We start from the raw sequence: 22,469 nt of genomic DNA on the forward strand, positions 1-22,469 counted from the left end.
ACGGCAAGCGGCCTGGCGCGCGATGCAGGCGCACGCCAGGCCGGAGGCTTCGGGTACTTACTCGGGCAAGATAGCAAGACGATAGAAGTTCTTCGTGTACTCGTCCGGCTCGCCGAACCATTTCACGAAAAGCCCGCGATAGTTGCCCGATGCGTACATCTTGCTGAGCGCGCTGTCGACGGAAAGGCGCATGTCCTCGTCATCGCGCGCGACGCCCAACGATACGGGCACAACGGTGAAACGGCGCTGAAGGACGAACAGGCTATCCGACGCGGTGCTCCGCTTGACGGCATCCTGCAGGATTTGCCGCTCCGCGAAGAAAACATTGATCTTGCGGTCGAGCACGAGCCGCACGCCCTCTTCATAACTCGACACGTTGACGACGCGCGCTGTCAGCTTGAATTCGTTGATGCGGTCGTTCAGCCAGCGCTGCGTGGGCGAGTCCTTGATGCTCGAAAATGTCTGCGCATTGAGAATCTCCGCCGGCGATGCGCGCCATACCGGCCGGTTTGTCTGCGTATCGCCGCTGAGAATGGCCTTGAGTCCGGGCGATGCGTCGGCGCGCATCAGCGCGGCAATACCGCCTGGATAGACGGGCAGCGAATAGCTGATGAACTTGCGGCCCGTCAGTGTTTCAGCGTCGCCGCACAGCAGGTCGATCCGGTGTTCCTGCAGTGCGCGGTAGCGGTCGTCGGAAGAGACCTGCGTCCAGTTCACCGTGAGCGCAGGAAGGCCCAGTCCGCTTTTGAGCTGATCCGCGACGCCCTGGCACATCCCCGCGAGAAAGCCGACGGCGCGGCCTTCGCTATCGCGGTACACGAACGGGCTCGCCACGTCGACATAGCCGATGTTGACCTTCCCCGACTGCTTGATCCGCGCGAGTGCGCCCGACAGGACGGCGCTCGCTCCCGCTGCGTGCGCGGGGCGCGGCGCCGGCGCGCACAGCACGGCGAACGCGATGATGCTAGCGGCGGCGATCGCCGGCTTGCGCGCTTTGGCACCCAGCAGCGAAAGCCGCGGCGCAATGAAGCCATAGATGATGTAGCCGATCGCCATGACCAGCATGCCGCCCAGCACGGCGTCCTTACCGGACGCATAGAGCGCGTAGACGGAGTACACCATCGCGACGACCGCGACCACTGCATTGCGTTTATAGACGGCGGGTTCGGTCCCCGCGTCGCGCATCATGACGAACAGCGCGGACAGCGACACGATATACGGCACCACGTTCGTCACGACGGCCAGATTGACGAGCGCCGCGAACTGTTCGGACAGGTTGGGCGAAATGGTCGAAAGCGCCATCAGCGACTGCACGATTCCCATGATGATCATGCCAGCGATCGGCGCGCCATTGTGGCTGGCCTTGCTGAAGATCGACGGGAACATGTTGCTGTCGGCGGCGTCCTTTGCCGTCTGGGCCAGCGTGAACTGCCAGCCGAGCAGCGACCCGACGCACGCCATGGCCGCGAGCGCCATCACGATCGAACCGATCGCCGGGCTGAACATATGCGCGAAGGCGAGACCGAACGGGCCCGTCGATTTCGCGAGGTCCGCATTGGGGACGATGCCCTGGATCGCCGTCGTCGAAAGGACGTAGATGACGGCGGCGCCCAGTGTGCCGAACATGCAGGCGAGCGGCACATCGCGCTTCGGGTTCTCGACGGCCGACGAGTTTTGCACCGCCGATTCCATGCCCAGAAATGCCCACAGCGTCAGCGAGATGCTGGAGCCCATGCCTTCAATGAGCCGCATTCCTTGCGGGTTCCAGGCGGCTGCAAAGGTGCTGGAGTGAAACCAGAACCATCCGGCAATCGACATGAACCCGACGGGCAGAATCACGCCCCAGACCGTGACGGCGCCGATACGCCCCGTCAGCTTCGGACCGCCGAAGTTCGCGACCGTGGTGATCCACAACAGCGCGATCACGCCGACGCACGTCGCGGCGGGCGACGATGTCAGCGCCGGGAAGAAGGCGGCCAGATAGCCGAGCGCCGAACTTGCGACGGCGACATTCGCAATCGCAAGCGACAGGAAGTAAAGGAAGAACACCTGAAAGTAGCCGGGCTTTCCGTAAGCGTCTTCAGCGTATGCCGCCATGCCGCCCGCGCGCTGGTTGAGAATGCCCGCCTGCGCGAAGCCATAAGCGATCGCCATCGAGCCCAATGCCGTCACCACCCACGACAGCAGCGAAATGGCGCCGACCTTCGCCATATTGGTGGGCAGCATGATGATGCCCGAGCCCATCATGTTTACGGTAACGATGAACGTCAGTTGCACGACGCTCATCTTTTTCTGTTCAGCAGCCATGGCGCACACTCCTTAGTGGCTTTCCTTGTCGGTTATTCATTGACCACGTAGGTATAGAAACGGATGCGACCGTCTTCGCGTTCCTGGAACACGCCCTGAACTTCGTAATTGAAGCCGGGAAACCGATTGAAGGATTCCTGGAACGCCATGAAGTAATCCAGCATCGGTTGGGCACGGTCATCCCAACGCTCGCCGGGGAGCACGACACCGATTCCTGGCGGATAGATGAGCGCCAGAGTCGCGGAGACGCGGTTTTTGACACGATCGAGCGGCACGTACTCGACCCGGTTCGCGACGAGCGCCTCATACGCTTCTTCCGGCGACATCGCGAGTTCCGGAAAGCTCGACGCGCGGAAGCACAGCCGCTGCAGATTCTTGACGTTCGCCTCGCGATAGAAGTTGTGCATCTCGTTGCACACGTGCCGCAGCGTGTAGCCCTCGTAGCGTTCGCTGTGCGCGGCGCATAGCGTGGGCAGTACTTCAGCCAGCGAGGCATCGCGATCCCACAGGTTCTTGAACTTGACGAGACGAGCTATCAGCGTATTGAGCTTGCTTTCGTCTTCTGCTGGCGTCATCAGAAAGAGGATGCTGTTCAGGTCGCACTTTTCGGGGACGATCCCTTCTTCACGCAGGTAGTTCGCCACGACCGTCGCAGGCACGCCGAAACTCAGATACTCGCCTGTGCTCCGGTCAATCCCGGGCGTCAGCAGATTCAGCTTGTTCGGATCGGCCATCACGTAGCCGTCGGCGTAGCCGGTATAGCCGTGCCAGGCCGCTTCCGGACGGAATTCCCAGCACTGCTGCTCGCGCTTGATGACGTCGGTGGGGATGTCTTCCCACGCGACATTCGACGCGTCCGCCATGAAATTCGAATTGCGGATATCGACGACGTCGGGAACGAAAGGATCGAAGAACCACTGCTCCTGTGCGCTCTTGCCTGTCTCCTGATAGTGGCGGGCGAACTGGCGGAATTTCTTGCGCACTTCGATGCCAAGCTCGATACAGCTGTCCCACAGCACTTCGCCCGCTTTTCCTTCGTGCACTTTTGCGTTGACGTCGAGCGACGCGAACAGCGGATAGAAAGGCGACGTGCTCGCGTGAATGAGGAACGACTCGTTGAAGCGCTTGTGCTCGATGTAGCGCTGTTGCCCGCGAATGTGTTCGTCTCGCTTGTGAACCTGCGACGCCTGCGAAAAGCCGGCTCCCTGCTTATGAACGGACTGGGTCGAAAAGAGGCCGGGCATTTCCGGTGTCAGAACTTTCACGCGCATTGGGCTGTGATCGTCGAACAGCGGATGGAATGCGTTGTAGCCGATCCACGCCTCGTCCCACAGCACGTAGTCGCACAGATGGCCGATCTTCTCCAGCACTTTGCGCACGTTGTAGATCGTCCCGTCGTAAGTCGCGAGCTGAATGCATGCGAGCCGGAACGGGCGTTCCGCCTGGCTGCGTTCTGGGTCCTTGACCAGTGGGCTGTTACGGATCTGCTCGCGCAGATAGTCTTCGTTCCAGGCCTGCCAGTCGACAGCGCCGATCATCCCGAATGCGTTGCGCGAAGTCGGCAGGAAGATGGGAATCGCGCCGGCCTGAACGAGCGCGCCCTGATGCAGCGACTTGTGATTATTGCGGTCGAACAGAACGAGATCGCCGCGCTTGAGCACTGCGCCCGTCACGATCTTGTTGGATGTGCTGGTTCCATTGAGAACGAAGTACGTCTGGTCCGCGCCGAACACTTCGGCGGCGTGACGCTGCGCTTCTGCGGCCGCGCCTTCGTGTATCAGCAGATCGCCGAGATCGACATCGGCATTGCACAGATCATTGCGAAAGATGCTTTCGCCGAAATGCTTAAAGAACAACTGCCCGGCGGGCGACTTTCGGTAGAACTGTCCGCCCTGATGCCCCGGACAATCGAACGCGATATTGGCCTCTGCGTCGTACGCAACGAGTCCGCCGAAGAATGGCGGCAGCAGGCTCAAGCCATATTTGACGAGGCTCGCCATGACCTGCTTCGCGTAGAAGGCGGGCGTTTGCTGTCCGAGATAGATATAGCCGTCGACCTCGCCGAGTCCCGCTGTCACCGCGAGATCCGACAGATGGTGCGAGTTTGCGAGTGCCCACAGCGGCGTCCGGAAGCCTAGCGAGCGCACAGAAGCGACGAGTGTTCGCGCCGCTTCCAGACGGGCGCCGTCGATCAGGGCGATGTAAGCGCCGACATCGGCGTCTTCGTTGACGTCGCGTGTGAAGCTATCCGTCACTTCGACGCGGAAGTGCTCCGCCGTGATCTGCTCCAGTAGCTCGCTGGTTTGCGCGTCATTTCGGTCCACGATCGCGACTACCTTCAGAAACTTGTGGAAGGGAATCGGGATGGTGGGCGCCTTCAAGGGGCGAGGGACCATGGTCACTCCTTCGTCAAACCGGCTTCGCGAATCAGCTTGATTTGTCGCCTACGCGCCGGACGTCAGCGGAAGTCGGGCGCAGCAATCTGTACCGTCAACTCTCGGCAATGCAATTTTTCGTTCAGGTCGACAAGTAACAGAAAGGCAGAACGCACAGCCGGGGACTACTGAGGTTTCCGGATGTCAGTGGTCATCGGGCAGAACGCGGCATGGCGATACGTGGCTGCGGGTCTCTCTCGGCTGTTACTGGAGCTCGAAAGCGGGCTGCCAGAGGCGCGTCGATATAGTCGTCGTAAGTGCTACGTATATAGTTGGCGAGCTTATCGCTTATTGCAAATTTTTTTGTCCGAACGAGAACCTGGCATAGCGAATCAAGCGGACCCAATTCGTATTCGCGTTTTGTCGAATATCGCTGCTTCATCAAGGGATGCCTGGTCATTCATTTTTTAGAAAATATCTCGCGCATATTTTCAATTACTGTCGCGCTATTCGACGATTGCAATAGCCGGTATGCGGTTCACGTGGAATCTTGAACAATGCGGTTTTATCAACCAGAATGATCTGCAGATGACGTGCCGGTTTTGCGGCAAGAACAATTAGACAGAGCATTTCCCAGACGCGCTTCGCTTCCGTTCATTGCCTGACAAGAGTCCGTGTGTATCGAGATGCAGCCGCGTAAATAAAATCCTGGCGGCACGTCATTTCACGCGTGTTGCAGAGCGGCAGATCGAAGCCGCGTCGTGCCCTTGGAAGTGCGATGACGTTCTGTCGATGAACACGCGCAGACCGTCTTTCGCCTGAAGACAGCAAATCAATAGGCGTGCTTCCGTTTGCAATCGGCAAGCCGCGACGCTCTGATGCGCATATAGGAGACAGCGATGAATACAGAGGTCACCAGGCTCGGAGCCTTCTCCGAGGTTGGCAAGCTGCGCATGGTCATGGTTTCTGCGCCCGGACTGGCTCATCAACGCTTGACGCCAAGCAATTGCGACGAGCTGTTGTTCGACGATGTCATCTGGGTGAGCCAGGCCAAGCGGGATCACTTCGACTTTGTAACGAAGATGCGCGAGCGCGGGGTAGAAGTTCTCGACGTGCACAACCTCCTGACGCAGACGCTGGACAATCCCGAAGCGCGTAAATGGATACTCGACCGAAGAGTCTCCGACGACAGCGTCGGCGTAGGGTTGAGCGGCGAAGTGCGCGCGTGGATGAACGAACTCGAGTCGCGCAAGCTTGCCGAATTTCTGATCGGCGGCGTGTCGCTCGACGACATTCCCGGCAGCGATGCGCCCGTCGTCAAGCTGTTTCGCGAGTATCTGGACTACTCAAGCTTCCTGCTGGCGCCGTTGCCGAACATGGTCTTTACGCGCGACACGACTTGCTGGATCTATGGCGGCGTGACGCTCAATCCGATGTATTGGCCCGCGAGACGGCAAGAGACGCTGCTCGAAGCCGCGATCTACCGGTTTCATCCGACGTTCGCCAACGCCGGCTTCGAGGTCTGGTACGGCGATCCCGACAAGGACCACGGCGCATCGACGCTGGAAGGCGGCGATGTCATGCCCGTCGGCAAGGGCACCGTGTTGATCGGCATGGGCGAACGCACATCGCGGCAGGCGATCGGCCAGGTCGCGCGAGCGTTATTCGACAAGGGCGCGGCCGAACAGGTGCTGGTCGCGGGCATGCCGAAGTCACGCGCAGCCATGCATCTCGACACGGTGTTCAGTTTCTGCGACCGCGATCTCGTGACGATATTCCCGGAAGTGGTCGAGAAGATCGTCACGTTCACGATCAGGCCCGACGACAAGAGCTCCTATGGCATGAGCATCCAGCGCGAAGACAAGCCTTTCGTCAAGGCGGTGGGCGATGCGTTGGGGCTTAAAGAACTGCGCGTCGTCGAAACGGGAGGCAACCAGTTCGCGGCGGAACGCGAGCAATGGGACGACGGCAACAACATGGTGTGCATCGAGCCCGGCGTCGTCGTCGGCTACGACCGCAATACGTTCACGAACACGCTGCTGCGCAAGGCGGGCATCGAAGTGATCACGATCGCAGCCAGCGAGCTTGGGCGCGGCCGCGGCGGCGGGCATTGCATGACGTGCCCGATCGCGCGCGATCCCGTTGATTACTGAAGCGTTTGCCCGCGTCGAGCCGACGCTCAGCCACCCGATCGATGGAGAGTACTCATGGCTTTCAATCTGCGAAACCGCAGTCTTCTCAGCCTCATGCACCACAGCGGCCGCGAGCTGCGCTATCTGCTCGATCTGTCGCGCGATCTCAAGCGCGCCAAATACGCGGGCACGGAACAACAGCATTTGCAGCGCAAGAACATTGCATTGATCTTCGAAAAGACATCCACGCGAACGCGCTGTGCATTCGAAGTGGCCGCGCACGATCAGGGCGCGCACGTCACGTATATCGATCCGACATCGTCACAAATTGGACACAAGGAAAGCATGAAGGATACGGCGCGCGTGCTCGGCCGCATGTTCGACGCGATCGAGTACCGGGGATTCAGCCAGGAAATCGTCGAGGAACTGGCGCGCTATGCTTCCGTGCCCGTCTTCAACGGACTGACGGACGAATACCATCCGACGCAAATGCTCGCCGACGTGCTGACGATGCGCGAGTACTCCGACAAGCCGCTGCATGACATCAGCTATGCGTATCTCGGCGACGCGCGCAACAACATGGGCAATTCGCTGTTGCTGGTCGGCGCAAAGCTCGGCATGGACGTGCGCGTGGCAGCGCCTAAGTCTCTATGGCCGCATGAAGAGCACGTTGCTGCATGCCAGCAATTCGCAAAGGAAAGCGGCGCACGCGTGACGCTCACCGAAGATCCGAAAGAAGCGGTGAAAATGGTCGATTTCATTCACACCGATGTGTGGGTGTCGATGGGCGAGCCGGTCGAAGCCTGGGACGAGCGAATCAAGGCACTGCTGCCGTATCAGGTGAACCGCGCGCTGATCGAATCGACAGGCAATCCGAGAACCCGCTTCATGCACTGTCTGCCCGCCTTTCATAACTGCGAGACCAAGGTCGGCCAGCAGATCGCGGAGCGCTATCCGGATCTGGCGAACGGGATCGAAGTGACGGACGACGTGTTCGAGTCGGATTACAACATCGCATTCGAGCAGGCAGAGAACCGGATGCATACGATCAAGGCCATCCTCGTTTCGACGCTGGCCGATATCTGAGCGTATCCGTTTCGCCCGATGTTCGTCGCCGTGCGGCGCAAGCGTGCCGCACGGCCAGGCATTCCGCAGGAGGATCGCATCATGCGCCTCGTCATCGCACTGGGCGGCAATGCGCTGTTGCAGCGCGGCCAGCCCATGACGGAGAGCCAGCAGCGCGAGAACGTCAAGATTGCCGCCACGCAGATCGCCAGCGTGGCAACGGGCAATGAACTCGTCATCGCGCATGGCAATGGTCCGCAGGTCGGCTTGCTTGCACTGCAAAGCGCAGCCTACAAGGACGTATCGCCGTATCCGCTCGATGTGCTCGGTGCGCAGACGGAGGGGATGATCGGCTATCTGATCGAACAGGAACTGGGCAATCTGCTGCCGTTCGAAGTTCCGTTTGCGACGATCCTGACGCAGGTCGAAGTGGATCTCGCGGACCCCGCGTTCCAGCATCCGAGCAAGCCGATCGGTCCCGTGTACTCGAAGGAAGAGGCACAGACGCTGGCGGAGGAAAAAGGCTGGAGCATTGCGGAGGATGGCGACAAGTATCGCCGTGTGGTCGCGAGTCCGCGGCCGCAGCGCATCTTCGAAATCCGTCCGGTGAAATGGCTGCTGGAGAAGGGCACCATCGTCATCTGCGCGGGCGGCGGCGGCATCCCGACCTGCTACGACGAAAACCGCAAGCTGCGCGGCGTGGAAGCCGTGATCGACAAGGATCTGTGCTCCGCGTTGCTCGCACAGGAACTCGAGGCGGACGTGCTCGTCATCGCGACGGATGTCGATGCAGCCTACGTCGATTGGGGCAAGCCGACGCAAAAAGGCATTGCCCAGGCGCATCCGGACGAACTCGAGAAGCTGGGCTTTGCGTCGGGGTCGATGGGGCCCAAAGTGCAGGCCGCCATCGAGTTCGCGCGCAAGACGGGGAAAGATGCCGTGATCGGCGCGCTTCGCGATATCGTCGCGATCACGCAAGGCACAGCGGGTACGCGGATCAGCGTGCGCAAGCCTGGTATCGAGTTCTATCCGCTTGCGTAATGCGGCGGGCGGCGTTCGTTGGCACTCGTGCGACCCGCGCGCCGACCGTCATTTGGCCTGGCTGGCACGCCAGTCGCGCGGTGTCATCCGGAAGTTCGCGACGAACCAGTTCGTGAACGATCCCTGCTGCGCGTAACCGAGAAGTGACGCGACGCGTCCGATCGGATAGCGTGGGTTGCTCATGTAGCGCACGGCAAGCTCGCGCCGCACTTCCTCGACCTGATCCGAGAAGCTCGTACCGGATGATTTCAGCTGACGTTGCAGCGTGCGCACGCTCACGCCCAAATGGCGGGCGACCAGATCGACGGTGGCCTGTTCGAGGGGCAGCAGCAGATAGATCGCCTTGCGCGCTTCCAGCGCGGCCGAATCCGGTCCTGTCGCGTTGAGGGGAGCGGCCAGGCTCTCGGCGTACCGCACGAGTTCGGGGTCCGCCGACGGATTGGGGTAGTCGAGATCGGCGGTGGCGCACACGAACCCGTTGAAGTCGCTGCCGAACTCCAGCGGACAGCCGAAGAATCGCCGATGAAACGTCAGGTCCGAGGGTGCAGGGTGAGTGAAATGGACAGAGCGCGGTTTCCAGAACTGGCCGAGCAGCGCGCTCGCGTGGCGCGCGAGGACGCCGAGGGCGAGTTCGATCGCCTGCGTCGTCGGCGTGCCCGGCGCGACGACGAGCTCCTCGCGGATCGTGACCGTTTCTCCCGTTGTTTCGACGTAGATGGCCAGCGCTTCGTTGAGCAGATGCCGGTATTCGGCTGCCGCCAGCAACACCTCGCGCAACGTGCGCTTGTGCGCGAGCAGGATGTTGATCACACCCGTGCCGAACTTCTGCCGGGTTTCGGCCATCTGCAATGCGAACGTCGGGCACGACGCCTTTTTTGCCGTGAGCTCCAGCAGCCGGCAGCAGGCGGCGGCGGGCACGCGGTCGTTCGCATTCGCAAGGGCCGCGGGATCGATTCCGGACTGCTGCGCAAGCTCTACAGGGTTCAGTCCGAGCCGCCGCGTCACATCGAAATAGCCGTTCATGGCGATCGACCCGAGCATCGTTTCCATCGTTATTTCTCCGCAATCTCCAGACGGGCTGCGCCTTGCCTTTCAGCGATGCTCACTGCGGCCAATACTAGTGTTAACACGCAGTGGCACCGTTCGCTAAAAGGATGGCGCCTGATCATAAAAGTCTAGCGCGTGGATGCCGTATTGTGCGAGCACGACGATTCGAGATGTTCCGTTTTCACGCGATCCCGCGGCATCGGCACGTCATTCATCTCTGGAGGAAACCATGCAATTTCTCGACGATTCGCTGCACCCTGAGAATCAGGACAAGGTAGTCATCACCACCGCTCCGTACGGCCCGGAATGGATGCCCGAAGACTTTCCGGAAGACATCCCCGTGACGATGGACGAGCAGATCCAGAAGGCCGTCGACTGCTATAACGCGGGCGCCACGGTACTCCATCTGCACGTGCGCGAACTGGACGGCAAGGGTTCGAAGCGCCTGTCGAAGTTCAACGAGCTGATCGCCGGCGTACGTGCAGCCGTGCCTGACATGATCATCCAGGTCGGCGGCTCGATTTCGTTCGCACCGGAAGACGAAGGCCAGGCCGCGAAGTGGCTGTCCGACGACACCCGTCACATGCTCGCCGATCTCGACCCGGCGCCGGATCAGGTGACGGTCGCGATCAACACCACGCAGATGAACATCATGGAGCTGCTCTATCCGGAGTATCTGGAAGGCACCTCGCTGTCCAATCCTGCGTTCATGTCCGCGTATAGCGAAATGACGGTGCCGGCGGGCCCGGCATGGGTCGAGGAGCATCTGCGCCGCCTGCAAGCCTCGGGCATCCAGCCGCACTTCCAGCTCACGGGCATTCACGCGCTCGAAACGCTCGAGCGCCTCGTGCGCAAGGGCGTCTACAAGGGACCGCTGAATCTGACGTGGATCGGCATCGGCGGCGGCTTCGACGGCCCGAACCCGTTCAACTTCTTCAACTTCGTGCATCGCGCGCCCGATGGCTGCACGCTCACGGCCGAGTCGCTGCTCAAGAACGTGCTGCCGTTCAACATGATGGCGATGTCGATGGGCCTGCATCCGCGCTGCGGCATCGAAGATACGATCATCGATCAGCACGGCAAGCGCTTTACGTCGGTGCAGCAGATCGAGCAGTGCGTGCGCGTCGCGCGTGAACTCGGGCGCGAGATTGCCAGCGGCAAGGAAGCGCGCGAGATTTACCGCATCGGCGTGCAGTACGAGACCGTCGACGAGACGCTCGCCGCCAACGGCATGGCGCCGAATCGCCAGACGGGCGTGAGGAACCTGCCGCTGCGCGCAGCGTGACAGATGGAAGCCCGGCCGGCACATCGATCGATGCCGGGCTTCGAATGCAGGACTCCCCGGCACGCGCCGGGGAGCATGAGGAAATATCCATAGTCGGCCGCTTTGCCCTGCTAACAGGAACGCAAGGACGGCCGACAAAGAGGCGGACGGGAAGGAGACAAATCATGCTGATGCAGCATGCCGAGCCCACGACGGGCGACGTTACGACAACAAAAGCTGATGTACGCGCGTATGCGTGGGTGGTATTTGCGTTGACGGTGGGACTGCTGCTTTCCGACTACATGTCGCGGCAGGTGTTGAATGCTGTGTTTCCGCTGCTCAAGACAACATGGAGCCTGTCCGACGCACAGCTGGGCTCGTTGAGCAGCGTGGTCGCGCTGATGGTCGGCGTGCTCACGTTTCCGCTGTCGGTGCTCGCCGACCGCTGGGGCCGCGTGAAAAGCATCGTCCTGATGGCGGCGATGTGGAGTCTCGCGACGCTGGGCTGTGCGATCTCGACGAACTACGGCGAGATGCTGATTGCGCGCGCCTTCGTCGGCATCGGCGAAGCCGCGTACGGCAGTGTCGGAATCGCCGTCGTGCTGAGCATCTTTCCGGCGCGGCTGCGCTCCACGCTCACGGGCACGTTCATGGCGGGCGGCGCGTTTGGTTCGGTGCTGGGCATGGCCGCCGGCGGCGCGGTCGCGGCTCATCTCGGCTGGCGCGCGGCGTTCGGCGCGATGGCGGTCATGGGCATCGTGCTGGTCGTCTGCTACCGGTTCGTCGTCACCGAAAAGCGTCTTGCGCCGCTGCAGCCTGCAAGCGCGAACCGGCAGACGGAAGGGCCCGGCGTGCGTATGAGCTTCCGCGCGCTGATGAAGGGGCTGTTCTCGACGAAGTCCGTCGTGTGCGCGTATGTCGGCAGCGGCATTCATCTGCTCGTTCCCGCCGCTATCTGGGCGTGGATGCCGAGCTTCCTGAACCGCTACTACGGCATGCCGACGGGCAAGGCGGCGATGAGCGCGGCGCTGTTCGTGCTGGTGACGGGTCTGGGCATGGTGGTGTGCGGCAACCTCGCCGACCGGCTCAGCAAGAACGTGCGCGAAAGAAAATGGGTCGCCGCGATCGCGTTCTGCCTCGCGTGCTTCACGCTGCTCGCGATCGGCTTCCACATGCCTGCGGGCCCGTTGCAACTCGTCGTGATCGGCATCGGCATGTTCTTCTGCGCAGGAGCGAGCGGTCCTTCGGGCGCAATGGTGGCGAACCTCACTCCGCCGTCTATTCACGCATCGGCGTTTGCCACGCTGACGCTCGCGAACAACCTGCTGGGTCTCGCACCCGCTGCCGTGCTGACGGGAATGGTCGCGGACCGGATCGGGCTGCTCGGCGCATTGCAACTCGTTCCGTTCGCGCCTCTTGTCGCGGCCATCGCATTCTTTATCGGCAAACGGAATTACGCAGGCGACCTGGACCGCCTGAACGCCCTGCGCGAGCAGGCGATGCGCTGAACCAAAGCGCTCGACACGCGCAACGGCGCCGCGCTTTCGACGCAGCCTGAGTTGCGCGACAGACGAAACGAAATGGACCTCACAGTTCGAGGTTCGAGTAATGGATAGGAGATTCAACATGGCAAAAGCAGTGCGTTTCCACGAAACGGGTGGTCCCGAAGTCTTGCGCTACGAGGACGTCGAAGTGGGCGATCCCGGCCCCGGACAGGTCCGCCTGCGCCATGAGGCAGTGGGCCTCAATTTCGCCGATACCTACTTCCGCAGCGGTCTTTACCCGGTTCCGCTGCCCGCGGGGATGGGCGTCGAGGCTGCGGGCGTGGTCGAGGCCATCGGCCCCGATGTGACGAACGTCGCAGTCGGCGATCGCGTGACCTACACCGGCTTTATCAACACGCTCGGCGCGTACAGCACCGAACGCCTGATTCCGGCCGCTCCCCTCATCAAGCTGCCCGACGCTATTTCGTGCGAAACGGCCGCCGGCATGACGATGCGCGGGCTGACCTCGGCGTATCTGATGCGCCGCATTTACGACTTCAAGGCGGGCGACACCATCCTGTTGCACGCGGCTGCCGGCGGTGTCGGCCTGATCGTGTCGCAATGGGCGAAGCTGCTCGGCCTCACGGTGATCGGCACGGTTTCGACGGAAGCCAAGGGCGAAGTGGCCCGCGCGCATGGCTGCGACCACATCGTCTACTACAGCCGCGAAGACGTCGCGAAGCGCGTGCGCGAACTGACGGGTGGCGTCGGCGTGAACGTGGTGTTCGACAGCGTCGGCAAGGACACCTTCGAGGCCTCGCTCGATTCGCTCAAGCGTCGCGGCCTGATGGTCTGCGTCGGCACGGCGTCCGGTCCGATCCCGCCGTTCAATCCGCAGATGCTGGCGATGAAGGGCTCGCTCTATCTGACGCGCCCGGCGCTCGCCGACTATATCGCCGACCCCGCCGAGAAGAACGATCTTGCCGGCGAAATCTTCGGTCACATCGCGGCGGGCCGCATCAGGATCGAGTTGAACCAGCGCTATGCGCTCGAAGATGCGGCGCAAGCCCATCGCGACCTGGAAACGCGCAAGACGACGGGCTCGTCGGTCTTCGTCATCTGAGGAAACGGTCATGCGAATCGAACAACTGACGTGCGCGATCGGCGCGGAACTGGTCGGCGTGAATCTCGCCGATGCCATTCACGACGATGCGCTGTTCGCCGAGATCCGCGCAGCACTGCTGAAGCATCGGGTGCTGTTCCTGCGCGATCAGGACATCACGCGCGCCGAGCACGTGGCGTTTGCGCGCCGCTTCGGCGAGCTGGAAGATCATCCCGTCGCGGGCAGCGATCCCGAGAATCCGGGCCTCGTGCGCATCTACAAGAACCCGGATCAGCCGAACGACCGTTACGAAAACGCATGGCACGCGGACGCGACGTGGCGCGAAGCGCCGCAGTTCGGCGCGGTTCTGCGCTGCGTGGAATGTCCACCCGTCGGCGGCGACACGATGTGGGCGAACATGGTCCTCGCCTACGAGAAGCTGCCGGATTACATCAAGAGCCAGATCGCGGAGCTTCGCGCCCGCCACAGCATCGAGGCGAGCTTCGGTGCTGCGATGCCGATCGAAAAGCGCCTCGCGCTGAAAGAGCAGTTTCCGGACGCGGAGCATCCCGTCGTGCGCACGCATCCCGAGACGGGCGAGAAAGTGCTGTTCGTGAGCGCCTTCACCACCCATATCACCAACTATCACACGCCGGCGCGCGTGCGCTTCGGGCAGGACGCGAATCCGGGCGCAGGCGATCTGTTGCGCTATCTGATCAGCCAGGCCTACATCCCCGAATACCAGGTGCGCTGGCGCTGGCAGAAGAACAGCATCGCGATCTGGGACAACCGCAGCACGCAGCACTACGCGGTGATGGATTACGCGCCGTGCCATCGCAAGATGGAACGCGCCGGCATTATCGGCGACAAGCCGTACTGATCGCGCAGGACAACGCTTCATGACTCTCGATACGACGCCGACCATCCTGATCGTGCCCGGCTTGCGCGACCACGTCGCGGAACATTGGCAGACCCTGCTGCAGCAAAAGCTGCCGAAGGCCGCCTCTGTACCGCCGCTCGAACAGGACAAGCTGAGTTGCGCGGCACGCGTCGCGGCGCTCGATGCAGCGCTCGCGAAAATCGACGGCCCGGTGATCCTGGTCGCGCACAGCGCGGGCGTGATGATCACCGTGCACTGGGCGCAGCAGCACAACCGCAAGATTCACGGCGCGCTGCTCGCGGCGCCCGCGGACCTCGAAATGCCGCTGCCCGCAGGCTATCCGTCCATCGATGCGATCGCGCAGAACGGCTGGCATCCGGTTCCGCGCAAGCCGTTGCCGTTCCCGAGCATCGTCGGCGCGAGCCGCAACGATCCGCTCGCGCAGTTCGAGCGTGTGCGTGCAATGGCGCAAGACTGGGGCAGCCGCCTCGTCGATCTCGGCGAAGTCGGCCATCTGAATCCGGCTGCGGGCTTTGGCGAATGGCCGATGGCGCAGACGCTGATTCGCGAATTGCTTTGATCCGCGCTGCGCGGCGGATCAGGAAAGGAAGTGGAGATGTCACGTCAGATTGTGGTCGGCCTTGCCGATGAACTCACGCCTGGCCAGCGGAAGCTCGCCTTCGTCGATGGACGCAGCATCGTCCTCTTCAACGTCGGCGGCGCGATTCACGCAATCGACAACTCGTGTCCGCACAACGGCGCCTCGCTCGCGAGCGGACAGCTGGAAGGGCGCGTGCTGCGTTGCCCCGCGCACGGACTGCGCTTCGATCTGCGCACGGGCTGCACGCCGGGCACCGGCGGTTTGAGCCTGACGACTTTCCCGGTGCGGACAGTCGATGGGCAACTGGTCGTCAGTCTCGATGAGCCGGACGCCACCACCAATCAGGAGAAGGAAGGATGCAAGGTTTGATGATGCAGCAGCCGCTGCTGGTCGCTTCGCTGCTCATGCACGCCGAGCGCCATCACGGCAAACAGGAAATCGTGTCGCGCCGGGTGGAAGGCGACATTCACCGCTATACGTATCGCGATCTCGCGCAGCGCGCGCGCCGCATGGCAAATGCGCTGACGAGCCTCGGCGTCAGGCCGGGCGATCGGGTAGGGACGCTGGCATGGAACGGCTATCGGCACATGGAGCTGTATTTCGCCGTGTCGGGGTCCGGGTCCGTGCTGCATACGCTTAATCCGCGTCTGCACGTCGATCAGCTCGCCTACATCATCGAGCACGCGGAAGATCGCGTCGTGTTCTTCGACCTCACGTTCTTGCCGCTGATCGAAAGCGTGGCGCCGCGCGTGAAGAGCCCAAAGGTGTTCGTCGCGATGACCGACCGTGCGCACATGCCGCAAGAACATGGCCTGTCCACGATGCTGCTGTGCTACGAGGATCTCATCGATCTTCACGACGACGAGTTCGACTGGCCGATCTTCGACGAGAACAGCGCGTCGTCGCTGTGCTACACGTCGGGCACCACGGGCAATCCGAAGGGCGTGCTGTACAGCCACCGCTCGACGGTGCTGCACACCTACGCGGCGGCGCTGCCGGATTCGCTGAACTGCTCGGCGCGCGACGCGATCCTGCCCGTCGTGCCGATGTTCCATGTGAACGCATGGGGACTGCCGTACATCGCCTGCATGGTCGGCGCGAAGCTGGTGTTTCCGGGGCCGGCGCTCGACGGCAAGTCGCTCTACGAGCTGATCGAAACGGAACAGGTCACGCTGTCGGCGGGTGTGCCGACCGTGTGGCAAGGACTGCTTGCGCATGTCGACGCAATCGAGGGTGCGTTCTCGTCGATGAGGCGCACGATCATCGGCGGCGCGCCATGTCCTACCGCGATGACGGCGGCGTTCCAGGAGCGCTATCAGGTCGACGTGCTGCACGCATGGGGCATGACGGAACTGAGCCCCGTCGGCACGGTGTGCGCCTTCAAGGCTCACCACCTTTCCCTGCCCACTGACGAGCGCTATGCCGTTCAGGCGAAGCAGGGCCGCTCGGTGTTCGGCATCGACATGAAGATCGTCGGCGCGGACGGCGAGGAACTGCCGTGGGACGGCCAGGCGGCCGGCGATCTGCTCGTGCGCGGATCGTGGGTGGTGCAGCAGTACTTCGGCAGTAGCGACGCGTCGCATTTGCGCGACGGCTGGTTTCCGACGGGCGACATCGCGAAGATCGACGCCGACGGCTTCATGCAGATCACGGATCGCAGCAAGGACGTCATCAAGTCGGGCGGCGAATGGATCAGTTCGACCGACATCGAGAACGTCGCGTGCCTGCATCCCGAAGTCACGATGGCCGTGTGCATCGCCGCGCGGCATCCGAAGTGGGACGAGCGGCCACTGCTGCTGATCGTGAAGAAGCCGGGCAGCGCGCTCGCCGCGGAAGAGCTGCTGGGCTTCTTTGATGGCCGGGTCGCGAAATGGTGGAAGCCCGATGCGGTGGTGTTCGTCGACACCGTGCCCCTCGGTGCAACCGGCAAGGTGCTCAAGAACGTGTTGCGTGACCAGTTCGGAGACTACTACCTGACGGCCTGATGCATTGAGCTTTTGATAACGCAGTTCTATTCGATGAAAAAACAGCCGGGTTCGCCCGGCCTCCCAGGATTGGAGGAGACTGAATGAAAACGAAGTTAAGCAGCGCTGCTGCATTGGCGATTTTCGCCACGGCCGCTCACGCGCAATCGTCCGTTACGCTCTATGGCGTGATCGACACCGGGTTCCTGTACCAGCGCACCTCGGCGGCGACGTTCCAGCCGCATGCGCCCAACCTGGGCCACGTCTATCAGCTCAAGGACGGCGGCATCTATGCGAGCTTCTGGGGCATCAAGGGAAGCGAAGACATCGGTGGCGGCTACAAGGTCAACTTCAAGCTGCAGGGCGTATTCAATTCCACGAACGGCAAGTTCGGCCTGTCCGATACGCCGGGCACGACCGCGATCTTCAACCAGTTCGCGACGATCGGCTTGTCCGGTCCGTTCGGCACCTTCGACGCCGGCCGGCAGATCATTCCGATGATCTACGCGATGGCTGAAACGGATGTGCGCGGCGCGCAGTATTTCGGCAGTATTCTGACCGCGTGGCTGGGCGTGAATCAGGCGGCAGGCTGGCCCGGCACGAGCACGAACGCGCCGATCGGCGCGCTCTATGACAGCAATGCGCTGGTCTATAACTCGCCGAAGTTCTATGGTGCATCGCTTGCACTGGAGTACGCACCGGGCGGCGTGGCGGGACACTTCCAGGGCGGCACGCGTGAGTCGGCCGTGCTCAAGTATTCGAACTACGGTTTGAATCTCTCTGCTGTGTACTACAACGGGCACGATACCAATCCGTTCCCGCTGACCTACCCGGCGGCTCCCGCTGTTCCCGCGACAGGCCTCGCCAACAATCGCTTCTACTATTTCGGAGCGATGTACACGATCAGCGGATTTTCGATTTCGGCTTCGTACGGTGTCGGCAAGAACCCGGCCCACACCAATACCGCGGACTTCGAAATGGCGTCGGGTGGCCTCGGCTACCAGTTCAATCCGCGCTTCAAGATCACGTCCGGCTACTACTACCTGAAGGACAAGAACAATTCATCGAACCATTCGAGCGAGGTCGCAGTAGGCGCGGAATACAACCTGTCGCAGAGGACCAAGACCTACGCGCAAGTGGGCTATGTCAGCAACAAGGGAACCATGAACCAGACGATCATCTATGGGGCTCCTGTTGCGCCGGGCCAGTCCACGACTGCGGCAATGGTCGGCATTCGCCATATCTTCTGATTGCGTCACACACATATAAAACGGAGTAGTCAATGAAAAGCATTCAGGTACTCGAAATGGCCGTCGCCGTATTGCTGGTCGCAATGTCGATCGGTGCATGGTCCCAGCCCGGCCAGTCGGCCAGCGCACCGGCCGCTGCGCCGGGCGCATCTGCGATGGCGGCGTCCGGTGCCGCGGCGCCCGCAACCGGAAGGAAAGCGGATCGCGCGCTGCGTCGGAAGATTTATGCCGCGATGGGGACGCACAAGGAGATCGACGCTGGCAACATCAGTGTGATCGCAAAAGGCGGCGCGGTGACGCTGAACGGCACGGTCGAGGACGCTTCGCAGATCGACAAGGTTGCGGAGATCGCGAGGGGCGTGCCGGGCGTGACTTCCGTGACCAACAAGCTGACGGTGAAGAAACCGTTCGGCGGCATGTAAGCGGCTGTCGTCGGCTAGCGCCTTCTTGCGCGCGGATCGCTCGATGTACCAATCCGCGCGCGCCTCATTGCCATACTCGCGATCTTCTGTTTTCGGATCGTCGTCCCATTTCTGAATCTGCCTCGCCGATAACCCGCGCCTTCGACTGCCTGGCGCGGAACATCGACATCGCTCGCGCAAATACGCTTCGCAGCCGGGCTGACGACACGTCTCCTGCTGCATGTACGGCAATGTATCCGCGACACGCCTCGGTACACGCCTCGATACACGCGCATACACACCCCGTCTTTTACGACACGTCCGGGATACATCCGCACGCTCCAATACGTCCATCGGCGAAAGGCCCATAGCAAGCCGGACGGCTTGCGGGACGTCGATATTGCATCTGCAACATGAGGTCGGCAATGGATGTGGACATTCAACACGAGGCGGTCAAAGCAATGAGCGGCGAGATCGCACGCAGCTGCCTGCTGACACGTACGCGGCAGATTGCGCGGGTATTGACCACGATCTACGACGACGCGTTGCGGCCGTTCGGCGTCAACGCACCTCAATTCTCGCTGCTTGTGCTCATCATGGAGCTCGGGCCGCTCAGCCGCTCGGCTCTCGGGCGCAGGAACCATCAAGACCGCTCGACACTGACGAGAAACCTGCAACCGCTGATCGCACAAGGCTGGGTCTCAGAAGGCCCGCCCGGCGACGACGGCCGTAGCCGGCCGCTCACGCTGACACAGCGCGGCAAGGAGCTGCTGCATGGCGCCGCGTCCGCGTGGGCGGGGGCGCAGTCGAGAGTCCGCGCGCGGCTCGGCGAGGCCGGCGCCAACGCGCTGATGGGCATCGCGAGCGAGTTGCCAGACCGCGTGAGCTGATTCGTTGTCGCCGATGTTGCATATGCAATACGGCAAGGGCGTTGTGCCTGTTCTTATCCGCAGAGGAGTTTGCAATGAAAGTCGTCAAAGCCGCCGCAGTCCAGATCAGCCCGGTGCTGTACAGCCGTGAGGCAACCGTCGAAAAGATCGTGCGAAAGATTCACGAACTGGGCGAGAAGGGCGTGCAGTTCGCGACCTTCCCGGAAACCGTCGTGCCCTATTACCCTTACTTTGCTTTTGTCCAGACGCCCCTGAAGCTGATCTCCGGCACCGAGCATCTACGGCTGCTCGACCAGGCGGTGACGGTGCCGTCACCGGCCACCGACGCAATCGGCGAAGCGGCGAGAGCGACGGGCATGGTCGTGTCCATCGGCGTCAACGAGCGTGACGGCGGGACCCTGTACAACGCGCAACTGCTCTTCGATGCCGACGGCACGCTGATCCAGCGCCGCCGCAAGATCACGCCCACGCATTTCGAGCGCATGATCTGGGGACAGGGCGACGGCTCGGGCCTGCGCGCCGTCGACAGCAAGATCGGCCGCATCGGTCAGCTTGCGTGCTTCGAGCACAACAACCCGCTCGCGCGCTACGCGATGATGGCCGACGGCGAGCAGATCCATTCGGCGATGTATCCGGGCTCCGCTTTCGGAGACGGGTTTGCCCAAAGGACGGAAATCAACATTCGTCAGCACGCGCTGGAGTCCGGCGCGTTCGTCGTGAATGCAACGGCCTGGCTGGACGCCGACCAGCAGGCGCAGATCATGAGGGACACAGGCTGCGAGATCGGTCCAATCTCGGGCGGCTGCTTCACCGCGATCGTGGCGCCGGATGGCATGCTGCTCGGCGAACCCCTCCGGTCGGGTGAGGGCGAAGTCATCGCCGATCTCGACTTCACGCTCATCGATCGGCGCAAGATGCTGGTGGATTCGGCTGGCCACTACAACCGGCCCGAACTGTTGAGCCTGCTGATCGACCGCACCCCTGCTTCGCACGTTCATGAACGTGCTGCGAATGCCGCGCCAAACGGCGAACATGACGTGGAAGTTCCGGACTCCGCGCTTGCCCCGGCATCCGCAGCACGTAGCTAACGGAGTTCGTGCGTTTATAGCTGTTCGGCGCGTCGCTACGTATGCGTACAAAAGCGGCGCTTCCGGAAACACGCGAGATACATCGATGCGTTCCAATCGCATCACACACCGGACGTTGCCGCGCGTATCGCTTTCGACTATTCGTGAACTCATGCTCCGAACGAACGCAAACTGGGCTTCACCGCAATCAGGAGTTCTCATGTCAGACGACATCTTCCCCCCATCGCCGTCTCGCCGCCGTTTTGTCGGCGTAGCCGCAGCGACTATCGCGGCCGGCTCGCTGAGCCAGCTTGCGTTCGCCGAAACGAATCAGTTGATTTTTTCAGTTTCGAAACCGGCGGGCGGCGACAAGACGGCAATTCGTCCGCTTCGCGTACATGTACCCGAAGCGCAGCTTACCGATCTGCGCCGACGCATCAAGACGACGCGATGGCCTGACAAGGAGACGGTCACCGACGACTCGCAAGGGGTGCCGCTCGCGATGATGCAGGAACTCGCCCGTCATTGGTCCACGGACTACGACTGGCGCAAGTGCGAGGCGAAACTGAACGCACTGCCGAACTTCATGACGGAGATCGACGGGCTGGATATCCACTTCATCCACGTTCGCTCGAAACATGAAAACGCGATGCCGCTTGTCGTCACGCACGGATGGCCCGGTTCTGTCATCGAGCAGTTCAAGATCATCGATCCGCTGACGAATCCCACCGCGTATGGCGCGAGCGCATCGGACGCATTCCATCTCGTCATTCCGTCCTTGCCGGGTTATGGGCTTTCCGGCAAGCCGACGGGTACCGGCTGGGGCCCGGAGCGCACTGCGCGCGCGTGGGTCACGCTGATGAAGCGCCTCGGATACGACAAGTTCGCGGCGCAAGGCGGCGATCTGGGCGGTGTGGTCGCAAACGTGATGGGCAAGCAGGCGCCTCCCGAGTTGCTCGGCATTCACGTCAACTTCCCGGCAACCATTCCCGCCGATATCGCCAAGGCGCTACAGGCTGGCGATCCGCCGCCCGCGGGACTCAACGATGAAGAAAAGCACGCATACGAGCAGCTCAGCAGCGCGGCCAAAAAGCGCCGCGCCTATGCGCTGGAGATGGGCACGCGCCCGCAAACGCTCTACGGGCTGTCGGACTCGCCGATCGGCCTCGCAGGCTGGCTTCTCGATCACGGCGACGGCTACACGCAGCCGGCGGCGGCACTGACTTCGGCCGTGTTCGGACGCACGGTGAATGGGGAATCGTCAGGCGCGATGACCCGCGACGACGTCCTCGACGACATCACGCTCTACTGGCTGACGAATACGGGCGTTTCCTCGGCGCGCTTCTATTGGGAGTCGCACTTCAACTTCCTCGCTGCCGCCGATGTGTCCGTTCCTGCCGCCGTGAGCGTGTTTCCGCGCGAGAACTATCAGGCGCCGCGAAGCTGGACGGAGCGCGCGTATCACAACCTGATCTGGTACAACCGGCTCGACAAGGGCGGACACTTCGCGGCGTGGGAAGAGCCGCAACTGTTCGCCGAAGAAGTGCGCGCGGGTTTGAGGCCGTTGCGCAAATAAGCAGATCTTGTCGCAACGACCCG

At 62.1% G+C, this 22,469-nt stretch carries 18 protein-coding genes; 15 read left to right on the plus strand and 3 right to left on the minus strand.

Translation table 11 applies throughout. The features are described 5' to 3' along the window. Window positions 1-57 precede the first annotated feature (57 nt). Both potE and speC read right to left on the minus strand, forming a co-directional pair. Entirely contained in the window at window positions 58-2,307 is a 2,250-nt protein-coding gene (potE, locus tag BMW76_RS34280; protein WP_090873271.1) for a putrescine-ornithine antiporter, read from the minus strand. A gap of 32 nt (window positions 2,308-2,339) precedes the next feature. Continuing rightward, a complete protein-coding gene (gene speC / locus BMW76_RS34285) occupies window positions 2,340-4,703 on the minus strand; it encodes an ornithine decarboxylase (protein WP_090873272.1) in 2,364 nt (787 codons plus the stop codon). Window positions 4,704-5,581: 878 nt separating this feature from the next. On the opposite strand from speC, the gene arcA reads away from it, so the two are divergent. The 3 genes from arcA to arcC all read left to right on the plus strand — a co-directional run bounded on the left by arcA (window position 5,582) and on the right by arcC (window position 8,920). Further along, window positions 5,582-6,835 carry an arginine deiminase gene (gene arcA / locus BMW76_RS34290; RefSeq protein ID WP_090873273.1) on the plus strand — a complete coding sequence of 418 codons (1,254 nt, stop codon included), beginning with the start codon at window positions 5,582-5,584 and terminating at the stop codon, window positions 6,833-6,835. Window positions 6,836-6,889: 54 nt separating this feature from the next. After that, a complete protein-coding gene (locus BMW76_RS34295) occupies window positions 6,890-7,900 on the plus strand; it encodes an ornithine carbamoyltransferase (RefSeq protein ID WP_090873274.1) in 1,011 nt (336 codons plus the stop codon). A gap of 81 nt (window positions 7,901-7,981) precedes the next feature. Then, complete coding sequence (gene arcC / locus BMW76_RS34300) at window positions 7,982-8,920, plus strand: carbamate kinase (RefSeq protein ID WP_090873303.1); 939 nt, start codon at window positions 7,982-7,984, stop codon at window positions 8,918-8,920. A 48-nt stretch (window positions 8,921-8,968) separates the two neighbouring features. Here the strand turns inward: arcC and BMW76_RS34305 are convergent, their stop codons facing one another. After that, a complete protein-coding gene (locus BMW76_RS34305; protein WP_090873275.1) occupies window positions 8,969-9,970 on the minus strand; it encodes an AraC family transcriptional regulator in 1,002 nt (333 codons plus the stop codon). A gap of 226 nt (window positions 9,971-10,196) precedes the next feature. Here BMW76_RS34305 and BMW76_RS34310 point away from each other — a divergent pair, with 226 nt between their 5' ends. The 12 genes from BMW76_RS34310 to BMW76_RS34365 all read left to right on the plus strand — a co-directional run bounded on the left by BMW76_RS34310 (window position 10,197) and on the right by BMW76_RS34365 (window position 22,446). After that, the gene (locus BMW76_RS34310) at window positions 10,197-11,252 is read left to right on the plus strand and encodes a BKACE family enzyme (RefSeq protein ID WP_090873276.1); all 1,056 of its coding nucleotides are present in this window, start codon (window positions 10,197-10,199) and stop codon (window positions 11,250-11,252) included. Window positions 11,253-11,416: 164 nt separating this feature from the next. Then, entirely contained in the window at window positions 11,417-12,739 is a 1,323-nt protein-coding gene (locus BMW76_RS34315; protein WP_090873277.1) for an MFS transporter, read from the plus strand. 118 nt (window positions 12,740-12,857) lie between these two features. Further along, entirely contained in the window at window positions 12,858-13,838 is a 981-nt protein-coding gene (locus BMW76_RS34320; protein WP_090873278.1) for a quinone oxidoreductase family protein, read from the plus strand. A gap of 10 nt (window positions 13,839-13,848) precedes the next feature. Beyond that, window positions 13,849-14,697: a TauD/TfdA dioxygenase family protein gene (locus tag BMW76_RS34325; protein ID WP_090873279.1), complete on the plus strand. Its 849-nt coding sequence runs from the start codon at window positions 13,849-13,851 to the stop codon at window positions 14,695-14,697. A 19-nt stretch (window positions 14,698-14,716) separates the two neighbouring features. Further along, entirely contained in the window at window positions 14,717-15,277 is a 561-nt protein-coding gene (locus BMW76_RS34330; protein WP_090873280.1) for an RBBP9/YdeN family alpha/beta hydrolase, read from the plus strand. Between the two features lie 36 nt (window positions 15,278-15,313). After that, on the plus strand, window positions 15,314-15,667 hold the full coding sequence (locus BMW76_RS34335; protein WP_090873281.1) for a Rieske (2Fe-2S) protein: 354 nt from the start codon (window positions 15,314-15,316) through the stop codon (window positions 15,665-15,667). Then, window positions 15,655-17,283: a 3-(methylthio)propionyl-CoA ligase gene (locus BMW76_RS34340; protein ID WP_090873282.1), complete on the plus strand. Its 1,629-nt coding sequence runs from the start codon at window positions 15,655-15,657 to the stop codon at window positions 17,281-17,283. Before BMW76_RS34335 ends, BMW76_RS34340 begins: the two co-directional genes overlap by 13 nt. Window positions 17,284-17,366: 83 nt before the next feature. Beyond that, window positions 17,367-18,512, plus strand: a complete 1,146-nt coding sequence (locus tag BMW76_RS34345; protein ID WP_090873283.1) for a porin — start codon at window positions 17,367-17,369, stop codon at window positions 18,510-18,512. Window positions 18,513-18,544: 32 nt separating this feature from the next. Next, on the plus strand, window positions 18,545-18,934 hold the full coding sequence (locus BMW76_RS34350) for a BON domain-containing protein (protein WP_090873284.1): 390 nt from the start codon (window positions 18,545-18,547) through the stop codon (window positions 18,932-18,934). Between the two features lie 404 nt (window positions 18,935-19,338). Beyond that, the gene (locus BMW76_RS34355; protein ID WP_090873285.1) at window positions 19,339-19,803 is read left to right on the plus strand and encodes a MarR family winged helix-turn-helix transcriptional regulator; all 465 of its coding nucleotides are present in this window, start codon (window positions 19,339-19,341) and stop codon (window positions 19,801-19,803) included. Window positions 19,804-19,877: 74 nt separating this feature from the next. After that, window positions 19,878-20,891 (plus strand): carbon-nitrogen hydrolase family protein, encoded by a 1,014-nt coding sequence (locus tag BMW76_RS34360; RefSeq protein ID WP_090873286.1) that lies wholly within the window; start codon window positions 19,878-19,880, stop codon window positions 20,889-20,891. A 199-nt stretch (window positions 20,892-21,090) separates the two neighbouring features. Beyond that, window positions 21,091-22,446, plus strand: coding sequence for an epoxide hydrolase family protein (locus BMW76_RS34365; protein WP_090873287.1), 1,356 nt, complete (start codon window positions 21,091-21,093; stop codon window positions 22,444-22,446). Window positions 22,447-22,469 lie beyond the last annotated feature (23 nt).

It is taken from the genome of Paraburkholderia diazotrophica, from assembly GCF_900108945.1.
Lineage (GTDB): Bacteria > Pseudomonadota > Gammaproteobacteria > Burkholderiales > Burkholderiaceae > Paraburkholderia > Paraburkholderia diazotrophica.